20 protein-coding genes and 2 tRNA genes are annotated in these 20,330 nt (G+C 45.0%); 14 read left to right on the plus strand and 8 right to left on the minus strand.

All coding sequences use genetic code 11. From position 1 onward, the window contains the following. Positions 1 to 3 precede the first annotated feature (3 nt). The 3 genes from Q7U10_06435 to Q7U10_06445 form a co-directional block, all read right to left on the minus strand. Positions 4 to 1,479 (minus strand): RimK family protein, encoded by a 1,476-nt coding sequence (locus Q7U10_06435; protein MDO8282248.1) that lies wholly within the window; start codon positions 1,477 to 1,479, stop codon positions 4 to 6. Between the two features lie 9 nt (positions 1,480 to 1,488). Then, entirely contained in the window at positions 1,489 to 2,199 is a 711-nt protein-coding gene (locus tag Q7U10_06440) for a C39 family peptidase (protein ID MDO8282249.1), read from the minus strand. 102 nt (positions 2,200 to 2,301) lie between these two features. Beyond that, complete coding sequence (locus Q7U10_06445; GenBank protein ID MDO8282250.1) at positions 2,302 to 3,639, minus strand: MFS transporter; 1,338 nt, start codon at positions 3,637 to 3,639, stop codon at positions 2,302 to 2,304. A gap of 171 nt (positions 3,640 to 3,810) precedes the next feature. On the opposite strand from Q7U10_06445, the gene Q7U10_06450 reads away from it, so the two are divergent. The 7 genes from Q7U10_06450 (at position 3,811) to Q7U10_06480 (ending at position 10,717) form a co-directional block, all read left to right on the plus strand. Next, a complete protein-coding gene (locus Q7U10_06450) occupies positions 3,811 to 4,926 on the plus strand; it encodes an acetate/propionate family kinase (protein ID MDO8282251.1) in 1,116 nt (371 codons plus the stop codon). Next, positions 4,919 to 7,291 carry a phosphoketolase family protein gene (locus Q7U10_06455; protein MDO8282252.1) on the plus strand — a complete coding sequence of 791 codons (2,373 nt, stop codon included), beginning with the start codon at positions 4,919 to 4,921 and terminating at the stop codon, positions 7,289 to 7,291. Before Q7U10_06450 ends, Q7U10_06455 begins: the two co-directional genes overlap by 8 nt. Positions 7,292 to 7,311: 20 nt before the next feature. After that, positions 7,312 to 7,758: an EF-hand domain-containing protein gene (locus Q7U10_06460; GenBank protein ID MDO8282253.1), complete on the plus strand. Its 447-nt coding sequence runs from the start codon at positions 7,312 to 7,314 to the stop codon at positions 7,756 to 7,758. A 20-nt stretch (positions 7,759 to 7,778) separates the two neighbouring features. Next, a complete protein-coding gene (locus tag Q7U10_06465; protein ID MDO8282254.1) occupies positions 7,779 to 8,411 on the plus strand; it encodes a MarC family protein in 633 nt (210 codons plus the stop codon). A gap of 28 nt (positions 8,412 to 8,439) precedes the next feature. Then, complete coding sequence (locus Q7U10_06470) at positions 8,440 to 9,834, plus strand: MBL fold metallo-hydrolase (GenBank protein ID MDO8282255.1); 1,395 nt, start codon at positions 8,440 to 8,442, stop codon at positions 9,832 to 9,834. A 224-nt stretch (positions 9,835 to 10,058) separates the two neighbouring features. Further along, on the plus strand, positions 10,059 to 10,343 hold the full coding sequence (locus Q7U10_06475) for a DUF6516 family protein (GenBank protein ID MDO8282256.1): 285 nt from the start codon (positions 10,059 to 10,061) through the stop codon (positions 10,341 to 10,343). After that, the gene (locus Q7U10_06480) at positions 10,340 to 10,717 is read left to right on the plus strand and encodes a MarR family transcriptional regulator (protein MDO8282257.1); all 378 of its coding nucleotides are present in this window, start codon (positions 10,340 to 10,342) and stop codon (positions 10,715 to 10,717) included. The genes Q7U10_06475 and Q7U10_06480 overlap by 4 nt, the downstream gene beginning before the upstream one ends. Before the next feature lie 6 nt (positions 10,718 to 10,723). Here Q7U10_06480 and corA read toward each other — a convergent pair whose 3' ends face one another. From corA to trpE, 3 genes are read right to left on the minus strand one after another with little or no spacing between them, the layout of a single operon-like run. After that, positions 10,724 to 11,833 carry a magnesium/cobalt transporter CorA gene (gene corA / locus Q7U10_06485; protein MDO8282258.1) on the minus strand — a complete coding sequence of 370 codons (1,110 nt, stop codon included), beginning with the start codon at positions 11,831 to 11,833 and terminating at the stop codon, positions 10,724 to 10,726. 8 nt (positions 11,834 to 11,841) lie between these two features. Continuing rightward, positions 11,842 to 12,405: an aminodeoxychorismate/anthranilate synthase component II gene (pabA, locus tag Q7U10_06490; GenBank protein MDO8282259.1), complete on the minus strand. Its 564-nt coding sequence runs from the start codon at positions 12,403 to 12,405 to the stop codon at positions 11,842 to 11,844. After that, positions 12,405 to 13,886: an anthranilate synthase component I gene (gene trpE, locus Q7U10_06495; GenBank protein ID MDO8282260.1), complete on the minus strand. Its 1,482-nt coding sequence runs from the start codon at positions 13,884 to 13,886 to the stop codon at positions 12,405 to 12,407. Before trpE ends, pabA begins: the two co-directional genes overlap by 1 nt. A 76-nt stretch (positions 13,887 to 13,962) precedes the next feature. Between trpE and Q7U10_06500 the strand changes: the two genes are divergently transcribed. Further along, a tRNA-Gly gene (locus Q7U10_06500) sits at positions 13,963 to 14,037 on the plus strand. Positions 14,038 to 14,404: 367 nt separating this feature from the next. After that, complete coding sequence (locus Q7U10_06505; GenBank protein ID MDO8282261.1) at positions 14,405 to 15,055, plus strand: GGDEF domain-containing protein; 651 nt, start codon at positions 14,405 to 14,407, stop codon at positions 15,053 to 15,055. 40 nt (positions 15,056 to 15,095) lie between these two features. Here the strand turns inward: Q7U10_06505 and Q7U10_06510 are convergent, their stop codons facing one another. Beyond that, the gene (locus Q7U10_06510) at positions 15,096 to 15,584 is read right to left on the minus strand and encodes a hypothetical protein (protein MDO8282262.1); all 489 of its coding nucleotides are present in this window, start codon (positions 15,582 to 15,584) and stop codon (positions 15,096 to 15,098) included. Continuing rightward, positions 15,526 to 15,753, minus strand: coding sequence for a hypothetical protein (locus tag Q7U10_06515; GenBank protein MDO8282263.1), 228 nt, complete (start codon positions 15,751 to 15,753; stop codon positions 15,526 to 15,528). Before Q7U10_06515 ends, Q7U10_06510 begins: the two co-directional genes overlap by 59 nt. Positions 15,754 to 15,897: 144 nt before the next feature. On the opposite strand from Q7U10_06515, the gene Q7U10_06520 reads away from it, so the two are divergent. The 5 genes from Q7U10_06520 to lysS all read left to right on the plus strand — a co-directional run bounded on the left by Q7U10_06520 (position 15,898) and on the right by lysS (position 20,316). Continuing rightward, positions 15,898 to 15,973: transfer RNA gene (locus Q7U10_06520), tRNA-Cys, on the plus strand. A 44-nt stretch (positions 15,974 to 16,017) separates the two neighbouring features. Next, a complete protein-coding gene (locus Q7U10_06525) occupies positions 16,018 to 18,099 on the plus strand; it encodes a transglycosylase SLT domain-containing protein (GenBank protein ID MDO8282264.1) in 2,082 nt (693 codons plus the stop codon). 114 nt (positions 18,100 to 18,213) lie between these two features. After that, the gene (locus Q7U10_06530) at positions 18,214 to 18,483 is read left to right on the plus strand and encodes a hypothetical protein (GenBank protein ID MDO8282265.1); all 270 of its coding nucleotides are present in this window, start codon (positions 18,214 to 18,216) and stop codon (positions 18,481 to 18,483) included. A gap of 11 nt (positions 18,484 to 18,494) precedes the next feature. Then, positions 18,495 to 18,764, plus strand: coding sequence for a cell division protein ZapA (locus Q7U10_06535; protein ID MDO8282266.1), 270 nt, complete (start codon positions 18,495 to 18,497; stop codon positions 18,762 to 18,764). 52 nt (positions 18,765 to 18,816) lie between these two features. Continuing rightward, complete coding sequence (gene lysS, locus Q7U10_06540; GenBank protein ID MDO8282267.1) at positions 18,817 to 20,316, plus strand: lysine--tRNA ligase; 1,500 nt, start codon at positions 18,817 to 18,819, stop codon at positions 20,314 to 20,316. Positions 20,317 to 20,330: the final 14 nt, after the last annotated feature.

Raw genomic sequence — 20,330 nt, forward strand, 5'->3', positions numbered from 1 at the left:
AGGTTAATACCATGTTTCCTTGCGCTGTTCTATCCTGCGCAATATGACACGCATGATCCTCAGGTAGAGCTCTTCTTTGAGTATCGCGTCCTCAACCCCGTAGTCGATGTTGGGATTGTCGTTCACTTCAATGATGTAATACTTGTCGCCGTCCTGTTTTATGTCGACACCGTATAAACCGTCGCCTATCAGGTTTGCGGCGCGGAGCGCGGCGCGTATGAGGCCTGTTGGAGCATGCTCCACCGGGATAGTTTCAGCCCTGCCGTCTTCGGTCTTTAAACCGTTCAGGTCGCGTTTTATTATCTGCCAGTGTTTTTTAGCCATGTAATATTTGCATACAAAAAGCGGCTGCCGATCAAAGACGCCGACGCGCCAGTCAAAAGGTGTTGACAGGAATTCCTGGGCGATTATCAGCTCTGAACGGTCGAGCATCTTCCCCACATTCAGCCTCAGTTCTTCCTCAGTCTCAACCTTTATGACACCCTGTGAGAACGAACTGTCCGGCTTTTTCAGGATGCAGGGCAGACCGAGCATACCGGTTATCTGTTTTGCATTTTCGCGGTGAACGATGACCGTCTTTGGAGTCAGCATCTTGTTGCGCTCAAGCAGTTCCGCAAGAAAGACCTTATTGGTACACTTCAGTATGGACTCAGGATCGTCAATAACAACCAGTCCCTCTGCCGCAGCCTTGCTTGCAAAGCGGTATGTATGATGAAGTACGCTTGTGGTCTCACGGATGAAGAGCGCGTCAAACTCGCTGAGCCTGCCGAAATCTTCCCTGTCGATAAGTTCCGCTTCCATTCCGAGAGATTCCGAAGACCTTATGAAACGTTCGATAGCTTTCGGGTTTGAAGGCTGTTCCTCTTCATCTTTATCAAAGAGGATAGCGAGGTCGAATCGCGGCGCCTTTTTTCTGCTGGTGTATTTCCGCCTCTTCTGGAAATACTCACTTGCGGCTTCAACCACAAAAGCGCGATGCTCTTCAGGGATGTCGTTCACTGCGATGGGATTAATATTCTGTATCTGCCATTTCTGCTCTTTGTCATTAAAGACAAATATAGCCCGCAGAAATGGAGACTCAAAAAGTTTGAATAGATGGTTGCAGAGCGGGTCATGCCTCTTTGCCATATTCCGTCCAAAATAAATACTGAGCACAAACTCTGTCGACTGGATAGGGGCAAGGCTCTTCTGAATAAGTTCTTCAACTTCATCAGAAGCAACCCGTATGATGGTCTGGGATTTAAGGTCCTGTATCGTGCTGATGCTCGGAATGGGCTTGTGCCCCCTTGCGGCGGCAAGCAGCGAGACATAGTAGCCGGTGCTCTGATACCGGTAGGACCGGCAGAGATTGAAGACCTTCACGTCACGCATCGCGGCATAGCCCGGATCGGTAAGATAGGTCTTTGCAGCTACAAGTTCACTTCCTTCAAAATGGATCGGAAGGTCGCTGGGGTCATTGACGACTATAAGTATTGCCAATCTTCTTCCTTACTTTGCCTTCTTGGGTTCGATGATGAGCAGGTTTGCGTCATAGGTCAGAACTCCAAGAAGTACAGAACACAAAACCCTGTCTATTGAGATCATATAATGATGGCTGTCGGAATACGGGTTCGCGAGAAAAGGGTCAGCCACCATGACGGTCCGCTCTTCCCTGTTATATCCGTTCAACACGACAAAATGCCCTGCAGGCTCTCCCTTTATATCATCCCAGTCGTTCATCTGTCCTGATTCCCTCGGGCTCTGGTAAAGATATGTTGAACTGAGGCCCGTTAAGATCGGAGCGGCGCGGTTCAGGTATTTTCTTATAAGCGCTTTGGTCAGGTCCTTTAATCTCAGCTTGCCGCCAAGCTGCAGGAATTCAAGAAAGCCTTCTGTTGCCACATGGAGTTTGGGAATATCCTTTGCCGACATCTGTGCTTTTAAACGTTCCTGTATATCCGGCCCGTCGTCCGCAAACCATGTCGGGTCAAAGATGTTGAGGTTGTATGTGTAGATCGTTGCGGTATATCCGCGGTTCAAGGCATGGCATGCCAGAAACACGGCAAGTGTGCCGCCCTCATCAAGATACTTTACCTCCTGGACAACCTGATCCAGCGAGATATTGTCCCCGAAATAATTATAAACTGCGTGCAGGCATGCCGGGCCGCATGTTGTCTCAGTTGGCTGGGCTAAGATATTGAAATCAAGGCTTTGTTTCACTTGCTGAAATAGGTCATGTCATCACCTTATCTTTGGGTCGATCACTCAGTTATTATATAACTTAAACTTTACCAAAAATCAATTTAACTTTTCCTAACTGTCTCAATCAGATTTCTTCTTAAACGGTATCAGATCATATACAAGCCCTATTGTCGGTGTTGTGCTGATTACCTTCAAAAATAGTTTTGAATATGGGATGTGCTCAACCTCCCTGACCTCCCTGAGTTTTGGAATGAAGATAAACGAGGCTATATACCTGATGATGCAGCTCACAACAAATACCAGAAGGTAATTCGACCAGAATATCTGATTGTAGCGTACTATCAGGCCGCCGATTAGGGAGCCGGCAAATATGGCAACACCGTTAATGACATTGTAATATGCGATGCCGGTCGCCCTTTTTTGAGGTGTTGTTGTGTCAAAGATAAAATTAAAGGATGCTATCTCAAAACCTGCCCAGACAAAACCGGCATAGATCTGGACTGCCAGAAGATACCAGACCGAACTGGAAAAGAGCCAGAGAATAGGCGCAAGAGGCATTAAGAAACCTGATAGGCTCAGTACCTTTCTTGAGCCGAACCTGTCGGATGCCTTGCCCCAGACAGGCATGAAGAGGAGTTTTGAAATGATGGCAGCCGCAATGATGATGGTATATGTTGAGTAGCTGAATTTCAGGTCGTTCAGCATATAGGGAGTAAAGAACGGCGCTGACATATAGACGCAGGAATTCATTAAAGAGAGGTAAAGCACAAATGTGCCGTAGTTACGGAATCTCGCCTGTCTGATGAACTCAACAAAACTGAATTCAGCTGATTCAGACACTTCATACGGCGGTTCGTACTTTTTCCTAAGGAAGAAAAATGAGGCTATTCTCGAAATAAGCGCAAGTGAAAAGATCGTGACAAAGCCTATATACTGCATTTCAGGCGTGCTTGAAAAATTCTGCAGAATATATCCGCCTGCCATGTAAGCTGAGAATGTTGCAAAGCCTGTTACCTTGTTCCTCATGCCGAAGTAAGCGCCGCGCTCGTTTTCATTCACAAGGTCGCCCATCCAGCTGTTCCATGCCGGGCTGAGTATCATGCCGAATAACCAGTAAAGGCAGGCAAAAAATATCAGATGAGCGATACGGAATGTTCCGAAGAAGAATACGAGGGATATTGGGATATACATCAGACCCTGGAGCAGGGCTGCTGTTGAGACGAGATTTTTCCGCGATCCAAAAAGCCTGATAAGCCTATTTGAGTAAAGCTGCGATAGTGAACCTATCAGCAGAGGCATGGAGCTTAACAGGCCGAGGTTTATGTTGGTTGCTTTGAGAAAGACTGCGAAAGCAGCTAGAAAAGATTCTCCGAAACCTATCATAGATGCGGCAAAGGTCCCGTCAATGATAGAGTAATGAAGGCTCTTCTTTATCCTGTCACTGCCGTTAGTCTTCATATTCTGCTTCCCATAACTCGAAGTAATGCGGGGGAAAGTTCAGCTGCTTATCTTTCTGCAGTATGGATAAATATAATATTTGTTATTGCTTCCGGTCAAATTTCATATATAATTCATTCTATCAGGGAAGTATCAAACTGTCTTGTTTTATAATCGTTACAAAAAGGCAAATTGAAGATATTAAGTGTAAACACAGGAAGTTCCTCTGTCCGTCTTGCCGCATTTATCAATTCAGGCAGCGTGCCTAAAAAGCTGGCTGACAGACATATAAAGCTGAACGAGAGTACACCCGAGGCAATTCTGCGGGCTTTTGTTAATGAAAGCAATTTTAAGGATGTTCAATGCATTGCCCACCGTGTCGTTCATGGAGGCACAAAACTCCTTCAGCCATGTCTGATAAATAGTGAAATCGAGAATGAGATCAACCGCCTTTCACCTATGGCGCCATTGCACAATCCATCGGCTTTGAAATGGATCCGCATATGCCGCGAATTATTCGGGCAGAATGTTCCGCAGGTTGCGGTCTTTGATACAGCCTTTTATTCTCAGATGCCTGAAGTTGCAAAAACGTACGCTTTGCCTCGTGATATTTGCATAGAGCACGGGATACGGCGTTACGGCTTTCACGGCCTTGCTCACAGCGCCATGCTTCAGAGATGGCAGGGAATACGGCCTGATATTAAATACGGGGGCAGGGTGATATCGCTTCAGCTTGGCGCAGGCTGTTCGATAACTTCTATAAGAGATGGCAAAGCTGTAGATACCTCAATGGGCTTTTCTCCTCTTGAAGGTCTGGTCATGGCAACACGCTCAGGAGATATTGACCCTGAGATATTATTATTTCTTCAAAAGTCCGGAGGCCTTACAGCAGATGAGATACATAAAATGCTGAGCGAGTCCTCAGGTTTATTGGGTTTATCAGGCATCAGCAATGATATGCGTGTGCTGCTGGAAAGCGACGCACCTGAAGCGCGCCTTGCAATTGATCTTTACTGCTACCGCGCAAGAAAATATATAGGTTCATACCTTTCAGTTCTCAACGGGGCTGATGTAATTCTCTTTGGCGGCGGGGTAGGGGAGAATGCTTCGTTGATAAGAGAGCGCATTCTCCATGATATGAAATGGTGCGGCATAGAGCTTGACCGCCGTATTAACAATGATACAATTGGTATTGAAGGGCGCATCACTTCATCTTCAAGTAAAATTGAAGCGTGGGTGATTTCAGTAGACGAAGCCGCAGTTCTTGCAAAAGAGGCGTTTACAGTTATAGGAGGGTTAAATGAGTAATGTTTTATCCGCAGAGCAATTACAGTTAATGAATGCTTACTGGCGCGCGGCAAATTATCTTGCCGTGGGGCAGATATATCTTTATGATAATCCGCTCCTGAAGGAACCTCTGAAGATAGAGCACATCAAGCCGAGGCTGCTCGGCCACTGGGGCACGACTCCGGGGCTCAATTTTATTTACGTTCATCTCAACAGAATTATAAAGGAGCATGACCTGAATGTGCTCTACATTGCCGGCCCCGGTCACGGCGGCCCTGCGATCGTTGCCAACACTTATCTTGAAGGAACGTACAGCGAGGTCTATCCGCATATTTCTCAGGATGCCGACGGGATGAAGAAACTCTTTAAACAGTTCTCATTCCCCGGCGGAATTCCCAGCCATGTAGCGCCTGAGACACCGGGTTCGATACATGAAGGAGGTGAACTCGGTTATGCTGTTTCTCATGCCTACGGCGCGGTATTTGATAACCCCGGCCTTATCGCTGCCTGTGTCGTCGGAGACGGAGAGGCTGAGACAGGACCGCTTGCCGCTGCCTGGCATTCAAACAAATTTCTAAATCCTGCGCGCGATGGAGCAGTATTGCCGATACTTCATCTGAACGGATACAAGATAGCCAACCCCACACTTTTGGCAAGGATCAGTCATGAGGAGCTTGAAAAGCTTTTTATCGGGTATGGATATAAACCGTATTTTGTTGAAGGGTCTGACCCCGAAGTCATGCATGAGCTGATGGCTTCGACCATGGATACAGTTTTTGCCGAGATAAAATCGATACAGGATAGTGCCCGTTTAAATGGGGTTACAAAACGGCCGATGTGGCCTATGATCATTATGCGGACGCCAAAAGGCTGGACCGGCCCGAAGGTAGTTGACGGCAAGAAGACCGAGGGTTCATGGAGGTCGCATCAGGTTCCGTTTTCAGAAATGACTGGCAATCCCGGCCACATCAAACTTCTTGAAGACTGGATGAAGAGCTACAGGCCTGAAGAACTTTTTGATGAGAAAGGCATGCTTAAACCCCAACTGTCTGAACTCGCTCCAAAGGGTGAAAGGCGTATGGGCGCAAATCCTCATGCCAACGGCGGTGCGCTCCTCAAGGCTCTAAAGATGCCTGACTTCCGCGATTACGCGTTAAAGGTAGATGCACCAGGGCAGGTTGAGGGAGAGGCAACACGCGTTATGGGATACTTTCTGCGGGATATAATGAAGCTCAATATGAAGAGCAGTAACTTCCGTGTCTTCGGCCCGGATGAGACAGCATCAAACCGCCTCGGCGCGCTCTTTGAAGTGACAGACCGTGTATGGATGTCTGATACGATTCCTGAAGATGACCACCTCTCTCCTGACGGGCGCGTGATGGAGATACTGAGCGAGCATACGTGCCAGGGCTGGCTTGAGGGCTATCTTCTCACAGGCAGGCACGGGCTTTTCTCATGCTACGAGGCATTTATCCATATCATTGACTCGATGTTCAACCAGCACGCAAAGTGGCTGAAGGTCACGTCAAAGGAGATACCATGGCGCCGTCCTATTGCGTCTCTTAATTATCTCCTGACCTCGCATGTATGGAGGCAGGACCATAACGGCTTCAGCCATCAGGACCCGGGCTTTATCGATCATGTGGTGAACAAGAAGGCGGACATCATCCGCGTTTATCTTCCGCCTGACGCAAACACACTTCTCTTTGTGACAGACAAATGTCTGCGAAGCCGTAACTTCATAAATGTTATTGTCGCTGGCAAACAGCCTGCACCTCAGTGGCTTGACATGGATGCTGCTATCAAGCACTGCACATACGGGATAGGCATATGGGAATGGGCAAGCAATGACAGGGGTTCGGAGCCGGATGTTGTCATGGCATGTGCCGGTGATGTCCCTACACTTGAGACACTTGCCGCAGTGGACATCCTCCGCCAGCAGGTGCCTGATCTAAAAATACGGGTCATCAATATTGTTGACCTCATGACGCTCCAGCCGAAAGAGGAGCATCCGCATGGGCTCTCGGACAAAGACTTTGACACTCTCTTTACTAAGGATAAGCCGATAATATTTGCGTATCATGGTTATCCATGGCTTATCCACCGCCTCACCTACAGAAGGACGAATCACAAGAACCTCCATGTCAGGGGATACAAAGAAGAAGGCACCACCTCAACTCCGTTCGATATGGTCGTCTGTAATGACCTGGACCGTTTCCACCTTGTTGCTGATGTGATAGACCGCGTAGCGGATCTCGGCTCTGTCGCAGCTTACACTAAACAGTTTGTTCGTGATAAACTCATTGAGCATAAGCAGTACATCAAAAAGTACGGCCAGGACATGCCTGAGATCCGTGAATGGACATGGAAACGAAATAACAGCTGAAAAATATTAAGGAGGATTAAATGAGAAGAGCAACGGTAAAAATTATTTTAGGTATTCTTGTAATTGCAATAATGAGCCTTGGGGCATCAAGAAGCGAAGCTCTGCACGAATACTTCAAGAGCCTTGATATAAACAATGACGGAAAGGTAGATCTCCAGGAATTTTCAGGCGAGATGAAGAAGCAGGTCTTTGATGAGCTTGATGCTGATAAGAACAAAGAAGTGACTGAAAGTGAATGGGGCAGCGTCCCTGATATCACTGAAGAGAAAGAGCATGAAAGTGTTTTCAAGAAGATAGACAGGGACACAGACAGCAGGATCACCTTTTTTGAGTTTTCAGATTACGCGGAAAGCAACTCAAACATAATGAAGGCTTTTATGGGCCTGGATATGGATAAGAACAATCTCCTCTCTCCGGATGAGGTCTCATCCAGACCGATGTTCAGGTTGATAACGGTGCATTTTTAAGAGGCGATATATCTGACCAAATGGAACCTTTGACCTTTTTCATCTACGCATTCACATCTATCTTTGTCATTGTAAATCCGGTGAGCGGCATACTCACGTTCATCGCGTTGACTAACGGGATGGATCTTTCTGCAAAGAAAGAGATAGCCAAACGCTCTGTGACGGTCGCCTGCATAACAGCGATAGCTTTTGCCATTGCCGGAGAGGCCATCCTGAGGTTCTTTAATATTACCGTGGACAGTCTGCGTGTCGCAGGAGGGGTGCTGCTCTTTTTGATAGCCATTGACATGCTCCATGGAAGGGTCTCCAGAGAGAGCGTGACGCCTGAGGAAGTCAAGGATGCTTCAAAGAGGGATGATGTCGCCGTGTTCCCGCTTGCTATTCCTCTGCTCACAGGCCCGGGCGCTATCACTACGGTGATCGTATTGATACGAACAGGCAAGACATGGGACTTGAAGGTCATAACACTCCTTGCCATTTTACTGACCTTTTTTCTCTCTTATCTTTTTTTTAGATTCGCTGACAAGATCAACAAGATAATGGGTGTGACCATCTCTCTGGTGATAACGCGGTTGATGGGCCTGATGCTGGCGGCTATAGCTTCCAATTTTATCGCTGAAGGGTTGTGGAATATATATAAGTCGTTCAATTAATTTTAGATAAAAGGATATGGTATAACCAATGTCAATTAACATCTCTTTTCACGGCGGTGTCGATACTGTAACCGGCTCGTGCCATCTTCTTGAAGCCGGAGGTTTGAATATCCTTGTTGACTGCGGGCTCTTTCAGGGCGGTTCTGAGATCGATGAGAAAAACTATGGCGAGTTCGGTTTCGATCCTTCCTCTATCGATTACCTCCTTGTCACGCACGGGCATCTTGACCATTGCGGACGAATTCCAATCCTTGTCAAGAAAGGTTTTAAGGGGAAGATAATTACCACCGCTGCAACCGGCGAGATCGCAAAGGTAATCCTGCTTGATTCCGCGAAGATACAGGAAGAGGATTTTGAGAGATGGAAGAGGATAAAGAGGCGCAGGGGACAGATACAGCGGGAGCCTCTATATACAACTCTCGATGCTGTTGACGCACTTGTGCATTTTGATCCAAGCGCACGATATGAGACTCCGATCAAATTAAACGGAAACGTGACCGCAACATTCAGGGACGCCGGGCATATATTCGGGTCTGCATTCATAGAGATCAAGGTTAAAGGTTTTGGAACGATACTGTTTTCCGGCGATCTCGGCAACAGGGGCAAGCCGATACTTAATGACCCTTCATTCCCTGAAAGAGCTGATGTGGTCATACTTGAAAGCACTTACGCAAACAGGAACCATAAGAATATTGATGACTCAGTAGCTGAATTCCGTCAGGCGATAATCGATACATTCAAAAGGGGCGGCAATGTCCTTATTCCTTCATTTGCATTGGAGAGGGCTCAGGACCTGCTTTATTTCCTGAGAGAATTCAGGCAGAACGCGGAGATACCCGCCTGCACCGTCTATCTTGATTCTCCTATGGCGATCAATGTTGCCGATATCATGCACAGGCATCCTGAACTTTTCGATCTTGAAGCAGCCGGGCTGTTGCAGAGAGGAATAGACCCTTTCATGTTCCAGGGTTTAAAGCTCACAAGGCATCCTGAAGAATCAAGAAAGATAAATTTTATAAAGAGCAATGCCATTATCATTGCGGGTTCAGGCATGTGCAACGGCGGAAGGATAAGCCATCATCTTAAGCATAATATATGGAGAAAAGAATCTTCAGTGATATTCGCGGGCTATCAGGCTGCCGGCACACTTGGGCGGAAGATAGTTGACGGCAACAGGAGAGTGAAGATCTTTGATGAGCCTTTCAAGGTAAACGCAAAGATATATACGATAGGCGGTTTTTCAGCGCATGCTGACAAGGATATACTTTTAGACTGGCTGCGGCACTGCAAAGGGCTTGATAAGGTCTTCCTCGTACACGGCGAGCGCGACAGCATTGAGGGTTTCAGGAAAGAGATAATGAAACAGAAAATATCCGCGAAGGTTAATGTCCCGCATCTGCATCAGTCGTTTTTGCTTGGGTGAGCCGGTCTCTATTGCTTTCATTGGGTTCGATTTTGCTGACTTCTGCTTTGAAACACATCTTGTTTATTAATTCAAAATATCTTCAGCGGTAGTATGTGGGTTAATTTTTTATCTTGAAAAATCAGGCAGTAATGGGGTTGCATTTATCCATCTTTATTTTTTTAAACTAATAACTGATGGTGCTCTTTTGCATGTATGGTATATTAGTACCATGATGAGGTAAAATGAAGGCAGAACTTGTTTATCATGAGAAGAGATATTTTGAGGACAGTACTTTTCAGGAGATAAAGATATGGAGTGTTCCTGAAAGCAGAGACAAGCCTCATGGCATCAAATACTCTTTTGCCTATATTGCTGATAATAAAAGGGTGCTGGGATATGACAATGCAGAATATAAAGGAGACCACAGGCATTACAAAGGCAGAGAGTATCCTTATATATTTCATAGCCTGGATAAGTTATGGCAGGACTTTAACATGGACATAGAACGATTCAGGAGGCAGAGATGAGAGTAAGAGATATAAAAATATCCATAAAAACGCAGGATGAATTATTAGATGAGGTAAAAGGTGTCTGGGGAAAACTGGAAAAAGGTAAGAAGGTTTCAAGGCACGAGGGGATATCTTTTGAAAGTCTTGATGCCATGAGAAAGGTTCTGACAGAGAAGAGGCTGAAGATATTGAAGACGATCAAGAAAGAACATCCGCAATCAATTTATCAACTTGCCAGCCTGCTCCACAGGGATATCAAGAATACATTTAATGATGTCCGGCTTCTGGAAGAGATGGGGCTTATAGATCTGAAGAAGACCAAAGACGGCAGAGAGAAGTGTACTCCTGAAGTGTCATATGACAGGATAGTGCTTGAGATCCCGGTTGGGTAGAGGGCGCTAAAACCACTTCTTCCTCTTAAAGAAGAACAGCATCGTAATTGCCACAGTAGCCATTAGACCCAATGCAAATGGATAACCGTAGTACCAGTTGAGTTCAGGCATATTGAGAGGGCTGTTTGCCGTATTGAAGTTCATGCCGTAGAGTCCTGCGATGAAGGTCAGCGGTATGAATATCGCCGCGAAGATGGTGAGGACCTTCATTACTTCGTTCATCCTGTTGCTTATGCTTGAGAGGTATACATCAAGCATGCCGGAGATCATGTCCCGATAAGTCTCCACTGAATCAATGACCTGTATCGTGTGGTCGTAAAGGTCGCGCAGGTATATGCTGGTGGATTCTTTTATAAGCGGAGTCTCTTCCCGCTCCAGGTTTCCTATCATCTCACGCAGGGGCCATACTGATTTCCGCAGAAATATCATCTCTCTTTTCAATAAATGTATCTTCTGCAGTGTTTCAGGCCTCGGATTCGTGACGAGCTCCTCTTCTATCAGCTCTATATCTTCACCGATATTTTCAATGACCTTGAAATAGTTATCCACTACGGCATCTATCAAGGAATACGCGAGGTAATCAGCGCCTGCCTTTCTTGTGCGCCCTTTATTAAGTTTGATCCGGTCTCTGATCGAGTCAAAAATATCCCCGATATTTTCCTGGAATGTTATGACGTAGTTATTGCCGATGATAAGACTTACCTGCTCAACATCGACATACTTGGTTTCTTCGTTGTAAGTGAGCATTTTGAGGACGATGAATATGTAATCGTCAATAATATCCATCTTGGGGCGCTGTTCTGTATTAAGGAGATCCTCGATGACGAGGGAATGGATATTGTAATGTTCGCCCAGTTTCTCTGCTATAGATACATCATGAAGCCCGTCAACATTGATCCATGTGACCGTCGGCCTTTCTTTGAATGGGAAGCAGTCTTCAACTTTGTGGACTTCTTTTATCTCAACATTGATCTCATCATAATCAATTAAAGTTATCTTTACTTCTTCAGTCTTTTTTTCGCCGACAAATACCGGAGCTCCGGGAAGAAGCCCGGATTTCGTAGATCTCTTTGAACTCTTGTATCTTCTTACTCTGTGTTTAACAGGTTTGGCCATTGGTCTGCTTATAGCTTTAAGAAATTCCTCAGAAGGTCCATCCCTGCCTTTGTCAATATCGATTCAGGATGAAACTGCACGCCTTCTATAAGAAGCTCTTTATGCCTAATCCCCATTATCTCATCCATGTCAGTCCATGCGGTTATCTCAAAGCAATTGGGAAGTGTCTCGCGCTTAATGAGGAGTGAATGGTATCTTGTTGCTTCGAAAGGATTTGGCAATCCTTTAAATATGGTTTTGCCGTCATGATGTATCATTGACGTCTTGCCGTGCATAAGTCTTGGCGCGTTTATTATGTCTCCGCCAAACGCGGCGCCTATTGACTGGTGGCCGAGGCATACGCCGAGTATGGGTAATTTGCCTGCGAAATGTTTTATGACCTCAATTGATATACCCGCTTCTTTAGGCGTGCATGGTCCCGGCGAGATGACTATCTTTCCAGGGCTCAGCATCGCAATCTCAGGAATAGTTATCCTGTCATTCCTAAAGACCTTTACATCTTCACCCAGTTCGCCGAAGTACTGAACCAGGTTATAAGTGAAGGAATCATAGTTGTCGATCATTAATAACATTAAAGTTTCTCCGCCATCTCTATCGCCTTGAACATGCCTTTTGCCTTATTCACTGTCTCCTGATATTCCATTTCAGGGTCAGAGTCTGCCACTATGCCTGCCCCTGCCTGGATGTATGCTTTATCATTCTTAAATATGATAGTCCTTATTGTTATACACATATCCATATTACCTGAAAAGTCAAAGTACCCTAAACATCCGGCATACGGCCCGCGCCTCGTGGGTTCAAGTTCTTCGATTATCTCCATAGCCCTTATCTTCGGCGCTCCAGATACGGTGCCTGCAGGGAATGATGCCCTGAGCACGTCAAATGAGTCAAGCCCTTTTTTGAGCTTGCCCACAACATTTGAGACTATATGCATCACGTGCGAGTATTTCTCAATTGTCATGAGTTCGGTCACTTTTACGGAACCTGTGACCGCAACCCTTCCGACATCGTTTCTGCCAAGGTCAACGAGCATTATATGCTCAGCCAGTTCCTTCGGGTCGGCGATGAGCTCTTTCTCCAATGCGATATCTTCCTCTTTGGTCTTGCCCCTTCTTCTTGTGCCTGCGATAGGCCTCAGTTCGATAGTGTCGTCTTCTACCCTTACGAGTATCTCAGGCGATGAGCCGACAAGCGTGCTTCTGCCTGTATTCAGGTAGAACATATACGGCGATGGGTTGATGACCCTAAGCGCCCTGTAAGCGTTCATGGGGTTGATGTCTGTCTCTCTTTCAAAGTTCTGTGATAATACGACCTGGATGATATCACCGGAGTTGATGTATTCTTTTGCCTTTTCAACAGCCTCTTTAAATCCTTCTTTCCCGAATGAACTTTTTATCTCTGTTTTCTGTTCTGTCCCGGTATTATTGCTCTTTCTGTTCTTTGGCGGGACAGCCTTTGTCATCAGTTTTTTTACTATGGCATTTATCTTTTCTTCAGCCTCTCGGTATGCCTCTTCAGGGTCTTTTCCCTCTGTGTATGCGTTGGATATGACCTTTATTGTCTGGCTCAGGTTATCAAAGACAAGAAGCGTGTCAGTGAACATCAGAAAGATATCAGGGTGGTCAATGCCCTTATGGCGCATGTCAGGCAGCTTTTCAAAATGGCGCACTGTGTCATATCCGATATAGCCGACAAATCCTCCGTGAAACCTCGGGAGGCCTTCTGTCTTTACAGGCCTGTACTTTTTCAGTTCAGCTGATATCACCTCAAGCGGGTCGTGCTTGAACTTAACCTTCTCTTTTTCTGAACCGCGTTTGATAGTGATGTTTCTGCCCTTCCCCTCGATTATCATTGAAGGGGAGCTTCCGAGGAAAGAGTATCTTGCCCATTTCTCGCCGCCCTCGATACTCTCAAGCAAGAAACCTGCCTTAGACTTGAGCTTCAGAAATGCGGAAAGCGGGGTCTCAAGATCGGCAAGGATCTCCCTATAGACAGGGATCAGATTGCCTTCCTTTGTCTTCTTTTTAAATTCCTCTATGTCAGGGTGGAGCATTTGACAAACCCACTCAATATTCATTATGATTTTAACTGTCTATTATAGAATAAAAAGAGTTAAAAATTGTTTTATTGCGGGTGTAGCTCAGTGGTAGAGCACAACCTTGCCAAGGTTGGGGTCGAGAGTTCGAGCCTCTTCACCCGCTCCATTAAAGATCAAAGGAGTTAGTCCCTTCAAATCGGGATTAACTCCTTCTTTTTAATTGGAGATCGCGTATTCTTGCTCTGTTGAAAGCTCTGTTACGATTTCTTAAGATTGTGACATAGAAGCAGTGCCCGGATTTAGCAGGTGTAAGAGGCAAGGATAATGATGGGAGTATACTGTAAATGATCTGCAAAAAATGCGGAGTGGAACTTAATAGGCAGCGCCGTAACTGGCTGATAAAGTTTTTTGTTTTTACAAGATTTTATGAGTGCCCTGTCTGTTATAATTCTTATCTGTGGTTTTATGGTTTCTTGTTGAAACGTCTTTTTCTGTTTACAATTGTCTCAATATTTGCTGCAGAAGCCGTAATTATGTTCACCATCTCGAAGTTCACTTCTTTTCCGTTAAGCACGCAAGCTATTATTGATTCATTAATATTGATATGTGTGGTCATCCCGATCCTGTATTTTTTCCTGGCTAAACCATTACGATTGAATATTGTAGCACGTAAAAACCTGGAGAAGGAAGTTGAAACATTGTCAATATCTGATAAACTTACCGGCTTTTACAACAGGAGAGAATTTTTTGTTCTGGGCGCGGATCAGCTGAAGCTGGCCGAGCGCGAAAAGAGAGAAAAGGTTTTGTTTTGTGCCGGCCTTGATTTCCTGAAGTATATTAATTATAACCTGGGGTACCAGATTGGCGACAATGTATTAATAGAAACAGCCGGCATTATCAGGAAAAGTTTTGATAAATCTGACATCATAGCCCGCATCGGCGGTGATGAGTTTGCGATTCTGGCAGATGGTATGCATGAAGACAACATCCAGAGACTTATCCGCCGCTTAAAAACAAATCTGGATGCATACAATGCTAAAGCGGGAAAGACCTGTGAGATATCTTTAAGTATCGGGATAAAACGTTATAATCCCGAGTCCCCGTGTTCAATAGACAAACTGCTTTCCGATGCTGATGAATTGATGTATGAAGAGAAAAATCTTAAAGGGAAAATGTTAGTTTAACTCCTTGCTGTTTATTGCTATATCAATGTTTCAGCCGTATTTAACGGCTGACTTCACCAATATAATCCGATCCCTCAAGCCGGGCGACTGCAGTAAGTTTTCCATTAATGAAAACCTGAACTGATGGTGTTGCAATGTTAATGCCGGCTGTTAAATTTCTTATGTCACGTCCTATGTTTTCAGCCATTTCCACAGCTTCAAGCTCAGACAGGGCAGGTGATAGATTGATCCGGCAGTTTTTTGGGTTGATTAGTAAAACTGAAAATATCTTGCCTTGATATTTAGAGGTTAAACTGTCTGCTATTGCTTTCCAGTTATGTTCAGTAGTTTTTTGTGTTGTCTGCTCAGTATTTTTCTGCGCCATTTTTTCCTGACGCATTATTGATAACTTGGTCACTAACCACATCGCGCCTAACGATAATAGCCCCATTATTATTATGAAGACTATCAGGCATCGCCCTGCTCTTTTTTTAAGGGATATGTTTACCAAGGTCATCTTTCTCCGGTTCTGGAACATCTCTTCTGTCATTCTTTAGTCTTCTGATATGGTATCTTCGCTGATGTCCTTTATATCCAAGGTGGTGCGTGTGTCTTCGCCTGTCAACTAAAGTCCTCCTGACAAATTTGCGTTCAGCCGCATCTTCTTCCATTTCGCCTTGACGGCCAAACTCGTTATCGTTTTTATCATTATTAACCATCTGAAAGCCTCTGCGTAAATTCTATCACAACCTATACAGTTATAAAAGCGATATTGGATCAATTTTGCCGGCATCTGAAGTTTTTAAATTTTTGAATTGGCAATGAAAAGGTAAAATCTGGTAAAATCCTACTCACACTTAAAAGGCGACGTACCCAAGTGGCTAAGGGGGAGGTCTGCAAAACCTTTATTCAGCGGTTCGAATCCGCTCGTCGCCTCCAATATTTTTGATTGTTTGCCCGAGTCTTTTAAGATAATATATCTAATGCTACTTCCATCGGTCCGAAAGATTCCATATCTTCTTTTATCGCTCTTATCTATTTTGTGCTTTGCCCATATCTCTCATGCTTCATATTTTCAGCCTGATGAGGCCGAGGCTCAGATAAGAGAGGCGGCTGGATTCATAAGTTCAGGCAAACATGTAGAGGCAGAAACATCACTTCTTCAACTGATAGAAAGATCTTCGCCGGATGCCAAGGCCTTTCTCCTGCTTGGAAGGCTTTACCTGATCAAAGGGGAAACCGTTAAGGCTGAACAATACCTGAAGAAGGCTGAAGAGGAGTATCCGCTTCTTAAGGATTATGCGTCAAAACTTCTTGCTGATACTTATCTCAAGAGCAGGGAATATGAAAAGGCCCTTGATGCGGCAGCCCAGATAAAGAACAGCCTTCTCAAGAAGGAAGTGATGCTTATCCGGATAAAATCCCTGCTTGTCTTAAAGAGGGATAATGATGCAAAGAAAGAGCTATATGAATTCATCAATTTATATCCTCAGGAATGGGATTACAAATGGATGCTCGCATCACTGCTTAGAGGAAGAGGCGAAACAGAAGCTGCAGTAAAGATATATAAAGACATCTACATAAGCGCGTCCCCGCTCTCTACGGATGCAAGTAAGGAACTGAAGCCTTTGAAGGCTGATATATTTACAAAGAGGGAGATATTAAAGAGGGCTGACAACTTCTTTAAAAAAGGCGACTACAGGCTGGCCGAAGTTAACTACAATCATGCACTAAAAGGTTTTATTGATCCCATCAAAAAGAGAATAAAATATCAGATCGCTACGTGCCGTTTCAGGCTTAAGGATTATGATAAGTCAGCTGCTATCTTTGGCACGGTCGGTTCCGCAAGGGCAAAATACTGGCAGGCAAGGTCTCTTTACAGGGCTGACAGGTTTGGGGAGTTTGTGCAGGTAGTAAATGAACTCCGGAAGAAGTACCCTAATGACAAATACTCTGCAATGGCTCTCTTTGTTTACGCCGACGACTTCAGGAGAAAGGGTGATGTGAATGCGGCTACAGAGATATTCAATAAAATAATAGAGAACTCACCGTCAGATGCAGAGGAGGCGTTGTGGGGGATAGCGTGGATGAACTACACCGCCGGCAATTATGAGGCGGCCCTTGCAGGTTTTATCAGGCTCTCTGAATATAAGAAGAGCAAGGATTACAATAAGTACATTTACTGGAAGGCAAGGAGCATTGACAAGCTCTCTGAGAACTGCCTTACTCATAAATCTGAAGGTGTAAATTGTCCTGCGTCCGGCAAGTATCTAATCAAAGACTTTGCCCCTGATAACAGTTATTACGGGCTGCTTCTAAGGTTGAATTACGGGATTGGAGAGATGCCTGAGAGGGCTGCTCCTTATATCCCTGAAAGGCCGGAGGGCGTGAGCTTCCAGAGAATAGATGCGCTTGCGCTTTTGGGGATGAAGGATGAGGCGGTGAATGAAATTGCCGCTGTTTTATCAAAATCTCTGGCTAACTCAGAACTGTTATATCTCGGGTACCTGGCCAAGAGCATTGATGAATATAAGAGCATTATCAGATTCGCAGAAGGGGCAGAGGGGAGAGATTTTCTCGTTCTGTCATATCCGCTTGCTTACTGGGATATAATAAGCAGTGTCTCTGAATCAAAAGGCATAGACCCTTATCTTGTTGAGGCTCTTATAAGGGAAGAGAGCAGATTTAATTCTGGTGTGATGTCCTGGGCCGGGGCATACGGCCTTATGCAACTTATGCCTGCCACCGCCGGCAGGCTCAAGTCAGATGCAGGCGTTGTTCTGAAAAATGAGTCAGACCTGTATGATGTTGAAAAAAATATTCTAATTGGAACACACTATCTGTCCTTACTTTTAAAAGAATTCAAGGTTCTGCCTTTTTCTATAGCCTCATATAACGCCGGCGAGAACGCGGTACGGGGATGGATGAAGAGGTATCAGGGGAGGCCTTCTGATGAGATCATAGAGGAGATCCCTTATGATGAGACCAGAAATTACGTAAAAAAGGTTTTAAGGAGTTACTGGCGGTACAGGTTATTATACGGACTGAATATTGAGGGATATTGATTTTTGAGTATAATTAAACAGATAGATTGAAGTGCTTTACTTTTAGGTTTAACTTTGATAACTTACAAACTGACAAAACAGGAAGTCTTTAATTTCTTAAGGGAGGATGATGTCTTGGATAAGATGAAGTTGCTTGAGGAGAAGATAACGCAGGTGATCATAAAGCTCAAATCTCTTTCAGATGAAAATAGTGTACTGAATTCCAGGGTGCAGGAACTCAATGAAGAGCTTGGGAAGAAGGATGAGCAGATCATATCATTTAAAAAAGAATTGGAGATCGCCAATAAACTCAAAGAAAACATTGACAAGCTCAACAGCGAGCGTGACGCCGTTAAGTCTCAGATCGAGGGTTTAATAGGCGAGCTTGAATCTATAGAGCTGTAGGGGATTATTCTATGCGATCAATAGAGGTGCAGATCCTTGGACAGAACTACTCAATAAAGACAGATGAGGATGAGGCTTATATTAAAAAGCTGTCCCAATATGTTGACAGTAAATTAAAAGAGGTCTATAGCGCAGCTCCAAACTCTAATCATGTAAAGGTGGCGATCATGGCTGCATTAGGCATAGCTGATGAACTCTTTAAAACCAGGGATGAGCTGGAATCCTTTGACAAAATTATTGAGGAGAAGACAAGGGTCTTGTCGAGCCTGCTTGAAAAGTAGTCATGATCCCTTAGGCTGCCTTGAATGTACCCCTTTTTTTGTAAAGTGAATAATGGAAGAACATAACGTATTAATACAGGAGAGGCTCAAGAAGCTTCAAAAGCTTAAGGATTCCGGCATAGATCCTTACGGAGGCCCTTTTTCCGTAAAGGACAAGTCTGATGATATTCATTCACACCATGCCGGCAAGAGCAAGGATGAACTTCTTCAGGATGAGATCAATTGCACTATAGCAGGCCGCATCGTGGCATACAGGGGATTCGGCAAGGCTGCCTTTGCCCATATTCAGGATGCGACCGGAAGGATACAAGTCTATTTCAAGAAGGAGATCCTGGGTGAAAGCTATGATCTGCTGAAGGATATGGACATTGGTGACATAACGGGTTTAAGCGGGATCCTCTTTAAAACGAAGACTGATGAACTGACTATAGAGGTCAGGAGCTTTTCAATTCTCTGCAAATCACTTCGCCCTTTGCCTGAAAAATGGCATGGGCTTAAAGATATTGAGATAAGGTACAGGCAGCGTTATGTTGACCTTATCGTTAACCCCGCTGTGAAGGAAGTCTTTATAAAGCGCAGCATGCTGATAAAGGCTCTCAGGGATTTTTTTGATTCCAGGGATTTCATAGAGGTTGAGACCCCGATGATGCATCAGATCCCCGGAGGGGCTGCTGCAAATCCATTCATCACCCATCATAAGGCCCTGGGTATAGACCTTTACCTTAGGATAGCTCCTGAGCTTTATCTCAAGAGGCTCCTTGTCGGCGGATATGACAGGGTATATGAGATTAACAAGAACTTCAGGAACGAGGGCATCTCAAAAAAGCATAACCCTGAATTCACAATGCTTGAGTTTTATATATCTTATGTTGATTACAGATATCTTATGGATCTTACCGAAGAGCTGATCGCTCTCCTGTGCGAAAAGGTCGCAGGGAGTTTAAAGGTGCCGCATGGAGAGGACGGGCAGGAGACGATAGACTTTACGCCTCCGTGGCCGAGGCTGACCATTATGGAGGCGATGGAGAAGGAAGGCGTAGATCGTGCCGTATTCAGTAACATAGCGAAAGCCAGAGCTTTTGCATCTGCAAATAATATCGGTTTTGACAAGAATGCCTCACATGGAAAGATACTGGATGAGATATTCAAAGAGAAGGTTGAGTGGAAGCTGATCCAGCCGACATTTATAACAGATTATCCTGTTGAACTGTCACCGCTTGCAAAGAGAAAGAAAGAGAACCCCGAACTTGTCGAGAGGTTTGAGCTCTTTGTTGCCGGCAGGGAGATAGCAAATGCCTTTTCCGAGCTCAATGACCCGGCAGACCAGAAGCAGAGGTTCCTTGAGCAGGTTGAGGCAAGAGAGAAGGGCGATGATGAGGCCAGCCATATGGATGAGGATTTTGTAAGGGCGTTGGAATACGGCATGCCTCCTGCCGCAGGAGAGGGAATTGGAATCGACAGGCTTCTCATGGTGCTGACAAATTCTCAGTCGATCAGGGACGTTATTCTATTCCCGCAGATGAAACCGGAACAGCAGCAAGGCCAAGAATAAAAAATAAGATTTTA

This window comes from Thermodesulfovibrionia bacterium (assembly GCA_030646035.1).
In the GTDB taxonomy this organism is placed as follows: Bacteria; Nitrospirota; Thermodesulfovibrionia; order UBA6902; family UBA6902; genus JACQZG01.